Origin of the sequence: Arthrobacter glacialis (genome assembly GCF_002909445.1) — a bacterium.
Lineage (GTDB): Bacteria > Actinomycetota > Actinomycetes > Actinomycetales > Micrococcaceae > Specibacter > Specibacter glacialis.
Genome location: NZ_PPXC01000019.1, coordinates 67,883 through 82,304 on the forward strand (window position 1 = coordinate 67,883; position 14,422 = coordinate 82,304).

Sequence of the window (14,422 nt, forward strand, 5' to 3'; positions counted from 1 at the left end):
GTCGGGAAAAGCACTTTGACTCAAGCGAAACGCCAGTCCAGGAAACTGGGCTGGCGTTTTGTTGTGCTGGCAGTTGTCATCATCTTTTTGTTCCTGGCGGTGATACGCAACGTCTGGATGGATGTTTACTACATTCCGTCGGAATCCATGGAACCGACACTGCTCACCGGTGACCGCGTGCTGGTTTCCAGGCTGGCTTTCGTTAACCAGCCCATTGCCCGTGGTGACGTGGTGGTATTCGACGGCAGGGGTTCCTTCACCCCGCTCAAATCAGGGGCAGCCCCCGTGCTGGACGGCGTTGTTGGCGCCGGACAGTGGTTGGGCCTGGTGCCCAATAGCAACATCTACGTCAAGCGAGTGCTTGGCGTGGCCGGGGACACCGTGAAATGCTGTTCGGCCAGTGGGCTCCTGGAAATCAACGGTGTACCCGTTACTGAGAGTTACCTGTTTCCGGGCGATGCGCCCAGCGATGTGAAGTTCGAGGTCACTGTCCCGCACGGTAGATTGTGGCTCATGGGGGACCACCGTAGTGTTTCACTGGACTCACGGTCCTTGCTGGGTGCTCCCGGCGGTGGTTTGATTTCCACCAGCAAGGTCATTGGCTCCCCGGTTGCCACAGTATGGCCGCTGGGCCGCATTCACGTCCTGAACCGCGACGGCGCAGTCCAGCCCTAGCGCCACTACGCCCTTGCGCTCAGCAATGGCGTGTACGATCATTTTTTGACCTGACTTTGCTAAGGAAATAAACGTTGATGCAACCCAGTGACTCGGAGGAAACCGGTGGCGCACAGTCCCATGACGGAACCGCCCCGGAGCCTGCTGACCCGCGGGTTCGCCATGACCTGCGGGCCCGTCACTTGAATTCGGAGACGCCGGGCCCCGACGACGACGGCACTTTGGGTGCACGTGTTGGGCGCCAGGCCTGGGCGTGGGGCAAGGAACTGCTCACCATTGTGGTCATCGCCGTTGTACTCTCCTTCCTCATCAAGACCTTCTTGTTCCGTGCGTTCTTCATACCGTCGGGATCCATGGAGAACACCTTGCAGATCCAGGACAGGATCTTTGTGAACCTGTTGGTGCCGCAACCTTTTGCGCTCAAGCGTGGAGACATTGTTGTTTTCAAGGACACCCAGGGCTGGCTGAAGGAAACACCCAAGGACGACGGCCCCGTTGGCTGGATCGGCGACGTGGCCACCTTCATTGGTTTGGCACCGGATAATTCCCAACAGCACCTGGTCAAGCGCGTCATTGGCCTGCCCGGTGACAAGATTGTTTGTTGCGACGCTGATGGGAAGTTGACCATCAACGGCACCGCCATCACCGAGCCTTACCTCTATCCCGGGGCTGCGCCGTCGGACACACCCTTTGCTGTGAGCGTCCCTGAGGGGAAGCTGTGGGTCATGGGGGACCACAGGAACAACTCGCAGGACTCCCGCTTCCACAACAGCTATGACGACACGGGGTTTGTGCCGATCGACGATGTTGAGGGCCGAGCCATTGTCATTGCCTGGCCGTTGTCGCGATGGGACATTCTGGGCAACTACCCCGATGTCTTCAAGGATGTTCCGGCACCACAGAGTTCCAGCGTTGCCGCCCAACATTTGACGGCGGGGCCGTAGTGGCCGCTGCAGCACCCACCCTTGCCTGGGAGCGTGAGCTCGCGGCCCAGGGCTACGCGATTGTTGCCGGTTGCGATGAAGTGGGCCGTGGCTCGCTGGCCGGACCCGTCAGTGTTGGTGTGGTGATCATCCACGCCGGCACTGCCAGTGAAATCCCCGGCGTCAAGGACAGCAAGCTGCTGCGCCCAGCCGTGCGAGAGGCCCTGGTGCCCGCCATTGTTGACTGGGCCGCCGCCAGTGCTGTGGGGCATTCCAGCGCCCAGGAGATTGACGCCATCGGCTTGGTAGGGGCCCTCCGGCTGGCAGGGAATCGCGCCATGGCCGAAGCTGCCGCCACGCTGTCTCCTGACTTTGTGATCTTGGACGGCAATCAGGACTGGCTCTCCGAACCCGTGCAGGGCGACCTTGACCTGTTCGCCGCCAACGTCGCACCGGCCGCTGCCCAGCCCTGGCTCACCCAGACACGGATCAAAGCAGACATGACGTGCTTGTCAGTGGCTGCTGCGAGTGTTCTGGCGAAGGTTGAGCGCGACGGCATGATGACTGGACTAGCCCGGCAGTTTCCCAGCTTCGGATGGGAATCCAATATGGGCTACGGAACGGTGTCGCACCGCGCAGCCATCGCCGAGCAGGGCCCCACCGATTACCACAGGAAGACCTGGCGCCTGATCTAAGGTTGGCGGTTGGTGCTGGCGGCGCAAGCGGCCCCGTTGGGAAAGTGAGCCTCTAGTGATGGATGATGGAAGCATGAGTGCTGAGGATCTGGAAAACTACGAAACTGACATGGAGCTGCAGCTTTACCGCGAATACCGTGACGTGGTGAACCTGTTCAGCTACGTGGTGGAAACTGAACGACGCTTTTACTTGGCAAACCATGTGGATTTGCAGGCCCGCTCGGCCGACGGCGAGGTGTACTTTGACCTGACGCTGCAGGACGCCTGGGTGTGGGATGTGTACAGGACGGCACGTTTTGTGAAGAACGTACGCGTGATCACCTTCAAGGACGTCAATGTTGAAGAATTGATCAAGTCCGATGACCTGCAGATACCCAAGGACGGCGAGTTGGGTCCGCTGGGCTAAACGCTGCTTTTAATTCAAAGGACGACGCCGGAACGCAACTTCCGGCGTCGTCCTTTGCTGTGTGCCCTGGTTTCTTTGTGTCCTTGGGCCCCGTTGTTCCTCCACAGCGCGGGCTGGCCCGCTGCTTGTCCACAATTGCCGCTGGGGGTCTACTTCCGCATCCCGTTTTCAGCCAAGCTGAGCGTGGAGGCAGTCATGAAGGCAAAAGATGTGTTGGGCCAGACCGGTGAACGGATGGCAGCAGACTATTTAGAGGACCGGGGCATTCGGGTCATCGACAGCAATTGGCGCTGTCCACGCGGAGAGATCGACCTTGTTGCGCTGGACGGCGACGAACTGGTCATCGTCGAGGTCAAGACGCGCCGTTCTCGCCGGTACGGTGATCCCCTGGAGGCGCTGACTCGGGCAAAAATTCTGCGTCTGCGCACCCTGGCCGTGCTGTGGGCCCGGGAACACCAGCACGTCCTCGGGGCTGTGCGGATAGATGCTGTGGGCATCGTCATGGACAATTCTCCGTCCCCGAGCATTGACCATCTCAGGGGTGTGGCGTGATGGGCATGGGAAGGTCGCTTGCCGTGGCCCTGGTGGGCCTGAATGGGGACGTCATTGAGGTGGAGGCGGATATTGGCCAGACCCTGCCCAATTTTGTCCTGCTGGGACTACCTGATGCATCGCTGTCGGAGGCCCGTGAGCGGATTCGTTCTGCGGCGCAAAACTCAGGTATTCCCTTGAGCCGGCGCAAGATCACCGTCAATTTGGTGCCGGCGTCGCTGCCCAAGAAGGGCTCCGGTTTCGACCTGGCCATAGTCATGGCCGCGCTCAGTGCTGCGGGGGATGTCCGTGGCACCGACGGCACCGTCTTCATCTCCGAACTGGGTCTTGACGGCCGGCTGCGCCCCGTCAGGGGAGTGCTGCCGGCCGTTCTTGCCGCACTGTCGGCAGGGTACAAACAGTTTGTGGTTTCGGCCGACAATTTGTCCGAGGCCCGCCTGGTCACGGGGGCCGAGGTCCGCGGCTACGGCTGTTTGGCGCAGGTGGCGCTGGATTTTGGTGCCGACCCCAAGGACTTGGTGATGATGGACGGTGCCGGTCTGCACAGTGCCGAGGACACTGCACCAGTGGATTCTGCAGGATCCACGCAGGCGGGTGCTGATTTGTCAGAAGTGGCCGGGCAGCCGGTGGCCAAGCTGGCGTTGGAAATTGCGGCCGCGGGCGGGCACCATTTGATGATGGTTGGACCTCCGGGCTCTGGCAAGACCATGTTGGCTGAGCGGCTTCCGGGGCTGCTGCCCGATCTCACTGACGCCGAGGCCATGGAAGTGACTGCCATCCATTCTTTGGAGCACAGAAGAACCTCATTGGTGCAGCTGCTCCGCCGCCCACCCTATGAGCGCCCGCACCATTCAGCCAGTACGGCAGCCATCATTGGGGGCGGAAGCGGTGTCCCGCGGCCCGGGGCCGCATCACGTGCCCATCGGGGCGTATTGTTTTTGGACGAGGCCCCCGAGTTTGATAAGCGGGTCCTGGACGCGTTGCGCCAGCCTTTGGAGAGCGGGGAGCTGGTCCTGCATCGCGCAGCTGGCACGGCAGCCTACCCTGCCCGCTTCCAACTAGTCATGGCCGCAAACCCGTGCCCCTGCGGGAAGGCCACAGGCAAGGGGATCAATTGCGAATGCACCCCCATGGCCCGTAGGCGCTACTTTGGTCGGCTCTCGGGCCCTTTGCTGGACCGGGTGGACATCCAGCTGCACGTCAACAAGGTCCAACTGGAGCAGCTGGCTGATTCCGGCGGGCGGGAGTCGAGCGCCCAAGTGGCACAACGGGTGCTGCTGGCCAGGGACATTGCCGGCGAGCGTCTCAAACCGTGGGGATTGAACCACAACGCCGATCTCACCGGAACGGTGTTGCGTGGCCCCCCTGCGGTTGGGCGGTCATGACACGGCATTGCTGGACAAGGCCATGGCCACGGGCGTGCTGAGCTTGCGCGGCTACGACCGTGTCCTGCGGCTGGCCTGGACGGTGGCCGATTTGCAAGGACATGAGCGCCCGGGCAGTGAAGAAGTTGGGTTGGCGCTGACACTGCGGCAACGGGGAGTGGGGCCATGAGCGGGTTTGCTGATGGGAAAACAATGGATGGCAGGGGACTGCGTGTGGCACGGGCGGCCCTGACACGATTGATGGAACCGTCTGATCTGCCGGGATTGGCCTTGATTCGTGTCTTGGGGCCCGAAGACGCCGTGGCGTTCATAGCTGGAGGGGACGCCACCAACGCCACCGTGGAGCGCCAAGTCACCCAGTTGCTCAGCGAGGCTGGCACCCAGCGGTGGACGGGGCTGTCCGAGGCGCTGGGGCGTTGGCGGCCACGGTTGGTTGATGTTGCCCCCGAGCGGGACCTTGCCACTGTTGCCAGGCTGGGCGGCGGACTCCTGGTTCCGGAGGATGGGTCATGGCCACGAGCCCTCGACGATTTGGAGCTGGGGGCACCCATTGCGTTGTGGTGCAGGGGCAGTGCCGCGCGCATTCCGGAGCAGTCCCGCTGCATTGCCGTGGTGGGTTCCCGGGACAACACCGCGTATGGGGCCAATGTGAGCGTGGAAATAGCCGGCTCCCTGGTCCAGCGAGGCTACACAGTGATCAGTGGGGGAGCCTACGGGATAGACGCCCATGCCCACCGGGGGGCCCTCAGCGCCGCCATGGCCATGCCGGGAACGTTGGGTGGCACCAGCCAAGAGACCGTCGTTGAGGATGGGAGTGGGCCACCCACCGTGGCTGTGATGGCAGGGGGAGTGGACAGGCTCTATCCGTCGGGAAATGATGACTTGCTGCGCACCATCGCCGAACGTGGCCTCATTGTGGCTGAGGTTCCTCCCGGCACCAACCCCACACGGTACAGATTCCTTCAGCGGAACCGACTCATAGCCGCTCTGTGCGGGGTGACGGTTGTTGTGGAGGCACGGTGGCGTTCGGGTGCTCTCAACACTGCGCACCATGCCGAAGCTCTCAGCCGTCCGGTGGGAGCGGTCCCCGGTTCGGTGTACTCGGCCAATTCAGCGGGCTGCCATAGATTGTTGCGGGAGGGATCGGCGGTGTGCGTGACGGACGCAAGCGATATTGCTGAACTGGCCGGGGCCATGGGCGAGAATCTTGCGCCTGAACCTTTGGCGCAAACGGCCCTGTACGACGGGCTGGGAACCTCGGACTTGCTGCTTCTGGACGCACTTCCCCTGCGAACGGCCACCTCCGTGGAGAAACTGTGCATAGTGGCCGGGTTGAGTGCGGCCACTGTCTTGGCAGGATTGGGGCGGCTGGAAGCTCTGGGGCTTGCCGAAGGCGTGGCAGGTGGCTGGAAACGCAGGAACCGGTAGTTCACAGCCGCCGGTGAATTATTGCAGCGGATGCGGAAAAAGGCAGCAGACAAGCAGCCCGCCGCCGTGGCAAGATGACCTCTATGAGCCAGGCCTCAGATGAGCAAAAGCCCGCAAGGCGCGGGCACAACCGCAGCCGCAATGTCCTGTTGATCATTCTTGCGGTGTTCCTTGCGGTTCTTCTTGCGGCTGCCGTGTTTGCTGGCAACCTGGTTCACAGCTTTGACTCAAAGACTCAAAAGATACCCCAGGCTTTTCCCAGCGAACAGCTGCGCCCAAACAAAAAGCCGTCGACCCAGGCAGCTTCGCCCATGAACCTGTTGCTGTTGGGAAGTGACAGCCGTGGCGATGCAATAGACCTGGCCGAAGAAGGAATTCCCTCGAACCAGCGCTCTGACACCATCATGTTGGCTCACATTCCAGCTGATCGGAAGAACATCTATCTGATGTCAATCATGCGCGACACCTGGGTAGAAATCCCTGGGCAGGGGGAAGCAAAAATCAATGCCGCCATGGCCTTCGGTGGCGTTCCCCTCGTGGTGCAAACGGTGGAAGGGCTTTTTCAGGACCGCATAGACCACGTAGTCATAGTGGATTTTGAGGGCTTCAAGGCCGTGACTGATGCCTTGGGCGGTATAGAAGTCAATGTGCCCGTGCCTTTCACCTCGGTCCACGGCAACTACACTTTTACCGCCGGTCCACAAACGCTCAACGGAGACCAAGCCCTGGGCTTTGTTCGTGAACGGTACGCCTTTGCCGAGGGGGACTATCAACGGGTGAGAAACCAACAAATGTTTCTCAAATCCGTCCTCAATAAAGTCCTGGATCCGGCAACGTTGTCCAATCCGATTAAGATCACGGAGTTGGTCAACGAGGTGTCACCGTATGTCAGTGTCGATTCGGACGTGAACTTGGCCATGCTGGCCTCTCTGGCGTTGAGCCTGCGCAGCGTCAGGAGTTCAGATGTCATCTCCTTCACCCTGCCCACTTTGGGAACGGGTACCAGCGCCGATGGTCAATCGATAGTGCTCAGAGACGATGCCGCCATCGCAGCATTTGCCGAGGCGCTGAAACAGGATTCACTGCGTAACTATCTGAAAAACGCTGGAGTGGGATAGCCGCCCGGCGGCGGGGGAACTTGCCCCTGCAGCTCCGACAGCGCACAGTGGGGTTGTGGATCTTGTCGAACGCTCAGCACTGCCCCCGGCCCTGGCGACGGCTGCCGATGCCTTCGAACGGTATTTGCGCATGGAGCGTGGACGTTCCGACCACACCATTCGGGCCTATCGAGGCGATGTTGACGCGTTGCTCATTCACGCAGTGGCAGAGGGGTACTCGAGTCTGGCGGAGCTGGACCTGGGCTCCTTGCGGCGCTGGCTCGGTGAGCAAAACTCTGCCGGATTGGCGCGCTCCACGCTGGCCCGCCGCGCCGCTACAGTGCGCAGTTTCACCGCATGGGCTCTGCGGGAAGAAATTATTGCCGTGGATCCGGCCCTACGACTCAAAGCCCCCCAACGCGAGAAATCGTTGCCCGCAGTGCTGCAGCAACAGCAATTGAGCAGACTTCTTGAGGGCATGGGCGCAGCTGCACAGACAGGAGATCCGGTGGCAATCCGGGACCTGGCCATGGTTGAGCTTCTTTATGCCACGGGAATCCGGGTTGGCGAGCTGACCGGTTTGGACTTGGCGGATGTGAACCGTGAGCGACGCACCGTCAGCGTGGTGGGTAAGGGCAACAAGGAGCGCGTAGTTCCTTTTGGTGTGCCCGCCGATGCGGCGCTGGGACTCTGGCTCAATGCCGCGCGTGCCTCCCTGTACAAACCACACAGCGGCACGGCACTTTTCCTGGGCCAGCGCGGCGGTCGCATCGATCAGCGTAGTGTTCGCACTGTGGTGGATCGGGTGTTTTCTTCCTTGGCAGACACCTCTGCCACGGGGCCCCACACCTTGCGACACTCGGCGGCTACCCACCTGCTCGACGGCGGGGCGGATTTGCGTACGGTGCAGGAAATTCTGGGCCACAGTTCCCTTGCCACCACTCAGCTTTACACGCACGTCTCGGTGGAGCGGCTCCGGGACAGTTACAAGACGGCTCATCCGAGGGCTTGACTGGTCGAAAGGCTCAACAATTACCCTGCGTGGCGGTGGCGGTGGCGTAATGTGCCCGGCTACGGCACAATGATAGAAAGCTAACGCTAAACAACCAAAGGCGGGCCTCAAGCCCAGACAGACAGGGTCAGTACACGCAATATCCGCGCAACAAGAATTTTCATCCTATGAAGGTCGTTGGGGAAGACGCACCTACTGCAATGGAGGATGGAATGAAGGTAGAAAACACGCGCGGTGTTTTGTTTGTGCACTCAGCCCCGGCTGTCATGTGCCCACATATTGAGTCATCCATTGCCGGGGTGATGGATCAGCGCACGGACTTGCAGTGGACTGCACAGCCCGCTGCGCCCAATGTCTTGCGCACAGAACTGCTGTGGCGCGGCGCAGCCGGCACTGGTGCCAAGCTCGCCTCTGCACTGCGGGGGTGGGCCAATGTGCGTTATGAAGTTACCGAAGACCCCAGCGCCGGTGTTGATGGTTCGCGCTGGTCGCACACCCCGGAATTGGGCATCTTCCATGCAGTCACGGACGTACACGGGAACATTATGGTCTCCGAAGACCGGATCCGCTACGCCTATGAGATTGGCAAGGGTGACCCCTCAGTGGTCTACCAGGAGCTGTCCCTGGCATTGGGTGAAGCGTGGGACGAGGAACTGGAACCCTTCCGTCACGCAGCAGCTGGTGCCCCCGTGCGCTGGCTCCACCACGTAGGCTGACCCGTTTAAACAACTGACCCGCAGTAGTGGTCGAAAATTCGCGAAAATCGCATCTTTTTCGACCACTACTGCGGGTCAGTTTGTTGTGGGAGCGGGTGGGGCCTAGCTGGGCAGCTCCACCTTGGGGCCTGTGCTGCGGATGGCTACAACAGCGTTGTGGCCGCCGAAGCCGAAGGAGTTGTTCAACGCCATGATCTCGCCCTCGGGCAGTTCACGCGGTGTGCCGGTGACGACATCCAGCGGGATTTCCGGGTCCTGGTTTTCCAAGTTGATGGTCACAGGGGCCAGACGGTGGTAAACGGCCAGAACCGTCAGCACCGACTCAACGGCGCCCGAGGCGCCAAGCAAGTGGCCCATCTGGGACTTGGTGGCTGAGACACATACGTTGTTCACGTGATCGCCCAGGGCGGCCTTCAGGGCCGTGTACTCGGGCTTGTCCCCCACGGGGGTTGACGTTGCGTGCGCGTTGACGTGGACAACGTCCTCGGGCAGGGCGCGGGCGTCAAACAACGCGGCCTTGAGGGCGCGGGTGGCTCCCAGGCCCTGGGGGTCCGGAGCTGTGATGTGGTACGCGTCGGCCGTGACCGCAGTGCCGGCCAGCTCACCGTAAATGCGTGCACCGCGGGCTAGGGCGTGCTCTTCAGCTTCCAGCACCAGCGCACCGGCGCCTTCACCCATGACAAAGCCGTCGCGGCTGATGTCGTAGGGCCGCGACGCGGTCTCCGGGGAGTCATTGCGCTTGGAGAGTGCTTGCATGGCGGCGAAGGAGGCCAACGGCATGGGGTGAATGGCTGCCTCGGCGCCACCGGCCATGACAACATCTGCCTTGCCCGAGCGGATGAGCTCGAGTCCGATGTGCAGTGCTTCGGTGCCTGAGGCGCAGGCGGAAACCGGCGTGTGCGCACCGGCGCGGGCGCCGAGGTCAAGGCTGACCGCTGCTGCCGGGCCATTGGGCATCAGCATGGGAACCGTCATGGGCAAAACGCGGCGGGGTCCCTTTTCGCGCAGGGTGTCCCATGCGTCCAGGAGCGTCCACACGCCGCCAATGCCAGTTGCGAATGCCACGGCGAGGCGGTCGTGGTCGATCTCCTCAATGCCGGAGTCTTTCCAGGCCTCACGGGCCGCCACAACGGCGAATTGAGTTGAGGGGTCCATACGCTTGGCTTCAACGCGACTCAAGACATCTGTTGCGAGAGTTGATGCTTTGGCCGCGAAGTGAACGGGAAGATCGAACTTTTCCACCCAATCCTCGGTCAGCGTGTGGGCGCCGGAGACGCCCTTGAGGGCGTTCTTCCACATGGTCGGGACGTCGCCGCCAATAGGCGTCGTTGCGCCTAGTCCGGTGATGACTACTTTGCGGGCCATGATTCAACTCTCTACAAAATTTATGGGGCAGGGCTAAAGGATGGTGATGTGGTTGGCCGGCGTCCTGCTTTCCGGCCAACCACCATGCCCTGAACCGCTTGCGCGGACAAGGAGTAAAACTCAGAGGCAGATTAAGCCTGTGCGCCTGCAATGAAGCTGACAGCGTCGCCAACGGTCTTGAGGTTCTTGACTTCCTCGTCCGGGATCTTGACGTCGAACTTCTCTTCAGCGTTGACAACAATGGTCATCATGGAGATGGAATCGATGTCCAGGTCATCCGTGAAGGACTTGTCCAGTTCTACAGCCTCGGGGGCCAGGCCCGTCTCTTCGTTGACGATTTCAGCCAAACCGGCCAAGATTTCTTCGTTGCTAGCCATTGATGGCTCCTTTTCTTGTTGTGCTGTGATCAAGGAAATGATCTTTTCAGGCATTTTTGATCGCCCCACGGATGTGGAGAGATACGTTTGTTAGGGAAGGCGCACCACTTGGGCGCCAAACACCAGTCCGGCACCAAAGCCGATCTGAAGCGAAAGTTTACCGGAGAGCTCCGGGTTCTCTGTCAGCAGCCGGTGTGTTGCCAGTGGAATGGAGGCAGCTGAGGTGTTGCCGGCATCGGCAATGTCGCGGCCAATGATGACGTGCTCAGGCAGTTTCAACTGCTTGGCCAGCTCGTCGATGATGCGCATATTGGCCTGGTGCGGCACAAAGGCGCCCAAGTCCGCGGCGGTGATACCGGCTGATTCAAGGGCTGCCTTGGCAACCTTGGCCATTTCCCACACGGCCCAGCGGAACACTGTTTGGCCGTCCTGGCGCAGGGTGGGCCACAAGCTGGCGTGTGCCTCATCGGCGGCGGCCAGATCCACGCCGTCGCCCTTCATGGCCTGCTCGCTGAAGTCGCGGATGTCCAGCTGGGAATGGGTCATGCCAATGGTGTCCCACTTGCCGCCGTCAGATCCCCACACGGTGGGGCTGATGCCGGGCTCGTCGGAGGGGCCAATGACAACCGCGCCGGCACCGTCGCCCAGCAGGAAGGAAATGGTGCGCTCGTGGTTGTCGATGACGTCCGAGAGCTTCTCAACACCAATGACCAGGACGTACTCGGCGGTGCCGGAGCGGACCAGTGAGTCGCCCTGGGCCACGCCGTAGCAGTAGCCGGCACAGGCGGCCGAGATGTCAAAGGCCGGGGCCGGGGTGCAGCCCAGCTTGTCGGCAATCAGTGCTGCCGCTGAGGGGGTGGCGTAGGGGTGCGTCACCGTTGACACCAACACGGCGCCAATCTGGGACGGCTCAATGCCTGCACGCTTAATGGCCTCGGCGCCTGCGCCGACGGCCATGTCCACCACGGACACGTCCTTGGGGGCGCGGTGTCGGGTGACGATGCCTGTCCGTTGGCGGATCCATTCATCGGATGAATCGATCCACTGGCACACGTCGTCATTGCTGACGATCACCGAAGGCCGGTACGCGCCAATGCCCAAAATGGCCGATCCTGGGCGGAGGGTGCTTTGTTTTAGCGTGGGAGTGCTCACAGGGTTCCTTCATCAGACGCGGTGTGGGCTGCCAGTAATTCCTGGGCAGCCGCAAGATCATCAGGTGTTTTCACGGCAACGGTGGCGATGCCGCTCATGCCGCGTTTGGCCAATCCAGTCAAGGTGCCGGCCGGGGTGAGCTCTATCAACGCTGTCACACCCATGGCGGACATGGTTTCCATGCACAAATCCCAGCGGACAGGCCGCGACACCTGGGCGATCAACGATCCAAGCGCCGCTTCCCCGGAAGGCACGACGGCGCCGTCGTAGTTGGAGAGCAGCGCCACCTTGGGCGTGCGCGGGGTCAGGGACGGGGCGAGGGCTTCCAAGGCCGACACGGCTGGGGCCATGTGGTGCGTGTGGAAAGCGCCGGCGACCTGCAAGGGGATGACGCGGGCCTTGGCGGGAGGCGCGGCGACCAGGGCAGCTATCTGCTCAAGTGTGCCGGCGGCAACCGTCTGGCCCTTGGAGTTCATGTTGGCAGGGGTCAACCCCGCTGCGGCAATGGCGGCCAGCACCTCATCGGCGTCGCCACCCACCACCGCAGCCATGCCCGTGGGGGTGGCTGCCGCGGCCTCGGCCATGCGGTTGGCGCGTTCACGCACAAACGCCATGGCATCAGCGTTGGAAAGGGTTCCCGTCAGCGCGGCCGCGGTGATTTCACCCACCGAATGTCCGGCAACCACTACGTTGCGGCCGGAGAGGGCGGTTGCCACATCCGGACCCAAAAGCGCCTGGGCGGCGATAAGGCCGGCTGCCACAATCAAGGGCTGGGCAACTGCCGTGTCCTTGATGGTTTCAGCGTCGCTGGTGGTGCCGTGGGTGAGCAGGTCAATCCCCGCGGCATCGCTCAAGGTGGCCAATTGGGCGGCCACGCCGGGGCGTTCCAGCCACGGCGAAAGGAACCCGGGAGTTTGAGAGCCCTGTCCAGGGCAGACTATTGCAAGCACATTAACCAGCTTTCCAAACAAAATGGCTTTTTCGCGGTGTTTTCATACACCAAGCTCTTCGCCACGATTTGTAGGAAGTCTACAATAGTGCCGCGTTCTGGGCCCCATTGGTGACTTCTTTTTGGGAACGTTCCTCTAATTCCCTGCCGCGCTAGGTGGCAGCCTTGGTGGGTGTTGCGCCTTGTTTGCTGAGTGTCGGTTTGGACACCGGTTGTTTTGTGGGAGTGGCCAGCCGGCCCACTATCAGGGCAGTCTGCAGAACAAACGCTTCCCGGGGGATCAGCGGATCCCACCCCGTGACGTCACAGACACGGCGCAAGCGGTAGCGGACGGTGTTGGAATGGACAAAAAGGTCGCGGGCGGCGGCCTCCAGTGAGTGCCCACCTTGCAGATAGCTGCTGAGAGTTTCGATCAGGCCGTTGGAAGCGGCAAGCAGCGGCCGGTAGATGCTGATCAGCAGCGCCCGCTTGGCGGAGTCATCGCCGCCAAGAACCCGCTCCGGCAGCAGGTCATCGGCCGAGACAGGCCGTGGTGCAGCCGACCAGCCCTTGGCGACGGACATGCCCGCAAACGCCGCTTTGGCCGAAGCGGTGGCGTCCTGCAAGGTGGCAGCCAGGGGGCCGTAGACCACTGCCCCGGGGGCGAAAAGTTCGCTCAGCCGGACATAGGCCGACTCCGGATCAGTCACATTGCCCAGCACCAAAATGAGTTTGTCGCCTTGGATGCCCACCATGACGTCTTCGGCGAAGCGGCCTGCAGCGCGGCGCAGCGTGGCCAGAAACAAGGCGTTGGCCTCCGAGGGGGCGGGGCCAACCATGATGGTGAACTGGCTGTGGGAGGTCCATCCCAAGGCGGAGATGCGTGATTGCAGGGCGTCGGAGTTTTCCCCTCGCAGGATCCCGTCAACAGCCAGGGCTTCCAGACGGGTGTCCCACGCACCGCGGTTTTCAGCGGCCCGGGCGTAAACGTCCGCAGCGGCGAAAGCCACTTCCCGCGAATAGCGCAGGACTGCCTCACGCAGATCAACCTGCTCCTCGGCGGCGGCTAGCTCTGGGACCCTGTCCTCCACCACCTGAACAACCGTGCGGATGAGCTGCAGGGCCCGTTGGAGGCTGATGGACCGGGTGAGTTCGGTGGGAGCTGTGCCAAAGACGTCTGAGAGCACCCAGCTGGGCGAGGAGGGGTGTTCGTACCAGGAGACAAAGGCTGTGATGCCGTTTTGGGCCACCAAACCAAGGGCGGACCTTTCATCGGCGCTGAGCCTGCGGTACCAGGGGAGAGTGGTTTCCAGCTCTCGGCGCATCATGGTGGACAGCGGGCCAATGTTGGCGCGCAGCCGCTCCAGCGTTTCCGAGGTGTTCTTGCTGTCAGCTGTCTTGGCACCGACCGTGGCCTCAGTGGGGGGAGTGGCTGCAGGTGTTTTCTTGGCTACCATCCCTTGAGGATATGTCCTAAGTCGCCAAGGTGGCTATTTGTGTGAACCCAACAACTGAACAATACGGGAAACGTCTAGTGCCGGGGCTTAACGCATAACGGGTGGTTGCCGTGACTGTAGGGGTTCTACAGTCACGGCAACCACCCGTCTATGGGTGCTGCTGGTTGTCTAGCTGTTAGCCTTCGCCGCCTGTGTTGCCGGTGGTGCCGGCGTTGACGTTGAGGAGGTCGTATTTCGTGGCTGCCTGGATGGCT

The 14,422-nt window shown here is 61.7% G+C and carries 14 protein-coding genes and 1 pseudogene; 10 read left to right on the forward strand and 5 right to left on the reverse strand.

Annotation, left to right across the window (positions count from 1 at the left end; genetic code table 11):
• Positions 1-15: 15 nt before the first annotated feature.
• From lepB (CVS27_RS18275) to CVS27_RS18320, 10 genes and pseudogenes are all read left to right on the forward strand, one after another.
• A complete protein-coding gene (lepB, locus tag CVS27_RS18275; RefSeq protein WP_103467281.1) occupies positions 16-675 on the forward strand; it encodes a signal peptidase I in 660 nt (219 codons plus the stop codon).
• Between the two features lie 77 nt (positions 676-752).
• Entirely contained in the window at positions 753-1,619 is an 867-nt protein-coding gene (gene lepB, locus CVS27_RS18280; RefSeq protein ID WP_103467282.1) for a signal peptidase I, read from the forward strand.
• Positions 1,619-2,293, forward strand: a complete 675-nt coding sequence (gene rnhB, locus CVS27_RS18285) for a ribonuclease HII (RefSeq protein WP_103467283.1) — start codon at positions 1,619-1,621, stop codon at positions 2,291-2,293. The genes lepB (CVS27_RS18280) and rnhB overlap by 1 nt, the downstream gene beginning before the upstream one ends.
• 73 nt (positions 2,294-2,366) lie before the next feature.
• Positions 2,367-2,699 (forward strand): DUF2469 domain-containing protein, encoded by a 333-nt coding sequence (locus CVS27_RS18290; RefSeq protein ID WP_103467284.1) that lies wholly within the window; start codon positions 2,367-2,369, stop codon positions 2,697-2,699.
• 195 nt (positions 2,700-2,894) lie between these two features.
• Positions 2,895-3,251 carry a YraN family protein gene (locus CVS27_RS18295; RefSeq protein ID WP_103467299.1) on the forward strand — a complete coding sequence of 119 codons (357 nt, stop codon included), beginning with the start codon at positions 2,895-2,897 and terminating at the stop codon, positions 3,249-3,251.
• Positions 3,251-4,805: pseudogene (locus CVS27_RS18300) on the forward strand (YifB family Mg chelatase-like AAA ATPase). The gene CVS27_RS18295 and the pseudogene CVS27_RS18300 overlap by 1 nt, the downstream one beginning before the upstream one ends.
• A complete protein-coding gene (locus CVS27_RS18305) occupies positions 4,802-6,064 on the forward strand; it encodes a DNA-processing protein DprA (RefSeq protein WP_243400269.1) in 1,263 nt (420 codons plus the stop codon). The pseudogene CVS27_RS18300 and the gene CVS27_RS18305 overlap by 4 nt, the downstream one beginning before the upstream one ends.
• A gap of 83 nt (positions 6,065-6,147) precedes the next feature.
• Positions 6,148-7,182, forward strand: coding sequence for an LCP family protein (locus CVS27_RS18310; RefSeq protein ID WP_103467286.1), 1,035 nt, complete (start codon positions 6,148-6,150; stop codon positions 7,180-7,182).
• A 55-nt stretch (positions 7,183-7,237) separates the two neighbouring features.
• Positions 7,238-8,173: a tyrosine recombinase XerC gene (locus CVS27_RS18315; protein WP_243399713.1), complete on the forward strand. Its 936-nt coding sequence runs from the start codon at positions 7,238-7,240 to the stop codon at positions 8,171-8,173.
• A gap of 212 nt (positions 8,174-8,385) precedes the next feature.
• Complete coding sequence (locus CVS27_RS18320; RefSeq protein ID WP_103467287.1) at positions 8,386-8,889, forward strand: DUF3145 domain-containing protein; 504 nt, start codon at positions 8,386-8,388, stop codon at positions 8,887-8,889.
• A gap of 102 nt (positions 8,890-8,991) precedes the next feature.
• Here CVS27_RS18320 and fabF read toward each other — a convergent pair whose 3' ends face one another.
• The 5 genes from fabF to CVS27_RS18345 all read right to left on the reverse strand — a co-directional run bounded on the left by fabF (position 8,992) and on the right by CVS27_RS18345 (position 14,168).
• Positions 8,992-10,254: a beta-ketoacyl-ACP synthase II gene (fabF, locus tag CVS27_RS18325; protein ID WP_103467288.1), complete on the reverse strand. Its 1,263-nt coding sequence runs from the start codon at positions 10,252-10,254 to the stop codon at positions 8,992-8,994.
• 131 nt (positions 10,255-10,385) lie between these two features.
• Positions 10,386-10,631, reverse strand: a complete 246-nt coding sequence (locus CVS27_RS18330; RefSeq protein WP_038462997.1) for an acyl carrier protein — start codon at positions 10,629-10,631, stop codon at positions 10,386-10,388.
• A gap of 90 nt (positions 10,632-10,721) precedes the next feature.
• Positions 10,722-11,783 (reverse strand): beta-ketoacyl-ACP synthase III, encoded by a 1,062-nt coding sequence (locus CVS27_RS18335; protein ID WP_103467289.1) that lies wholly within the window; start codon positions 11,781-11,783, stop codon positions 10,722-10,724.
• A complete protein-coding gene (locus CVS27_RS18340) occupies positions 11,780-12,733 on the reverse strand; it encodes an ACP S-malonyltransferase (protein WP_103467301.1) in 954 nt (317 codons plus the stop codon). Before CVS27_RS18340 ends, CVS27_RS18335 begins: the two co-directional genes overlap by 4 nt.
• Before the next feature lie 151 nt (positions 12,734-12,884).
• Complete coding sequence (locus CVS27_RS18345) at positions 12,885-14,168, reverse strand: PucR family transcriptional regulator (protein WP_103467290.1); 1,284 nt, start codon at positions 14,166-14,168, stop codon at positions 12,885-12,887.
• Positions 14,169-14,422: the final 254 nt, after the last annotated feature.

Excerpts from the sequence above, each read along its gene's own strand:
- lepB (WP_103467282.1), top strand. The coding sequence starts at position 753 with ATGCAACCCAGTGACTCGGAGGAAACCGGTGGCGCACAGTCCCATGAC.
- fabF (WP_103467288.1), bottom strand. The coding sequence starts at position 10,254 with ATGGCCCGCAAAGTAGTCATCACCGGACTAGGCGCAACGACGCCTATT.
- CVS27_RS18330 (WP_038462997.1), bottom strand. The coding sequence starts at position 10,631 with ATGGCTAGCAACGAAGAAATCTTGGCCGGTTTGGCTGAAATCGTCAAC.
- CVS27_RS18310 (WP_103467286.1), top strand. The coding sequence starts at position 6,148 with ATGAGCCAGGCCTCAGATGAGCAAAAGCCCGCAAGGCGCGGGCACAAC.
- CVS27_RS18345 (WP_103467290.1), bottom strand. The coding sequence starts at position 14,168 with ATGGTAGCCAAGAAAACACCTGCAGCCACTCCCCCCACTGAGGCCACG.
- CVS27_RS18320 (WP_103467287.1), top strand. The coding sequence starts at position 8,386 with ATGAAGGTAGAAAACACGCGCGGTGTTTTGTTTGTGCACTCAGCCCCG.
- CVS27_RS18290 (WP_103467284.1), top strand. The coding sequence starts at position 2,367 with ATGAGTGCTGAGGATCTGGAAAACTACGAAACTGACATGGAGCTGCAG.
- CVS27_RS18295 (WP_103467299.1), top strand. The coding sequence starts at position 2,895 with ATGAAGGCAAAAGATGTGTTGGGCCAGACCGGTGAACGGATGGCAGCA.
- CVS27_RS18305 (WP_243400269.1), top strand. The coding sequence starts at position 4,802 with ATGAGCGGGTTTGCTGATGGGAAAACAATGGATGGCAGGGGACTGCGT.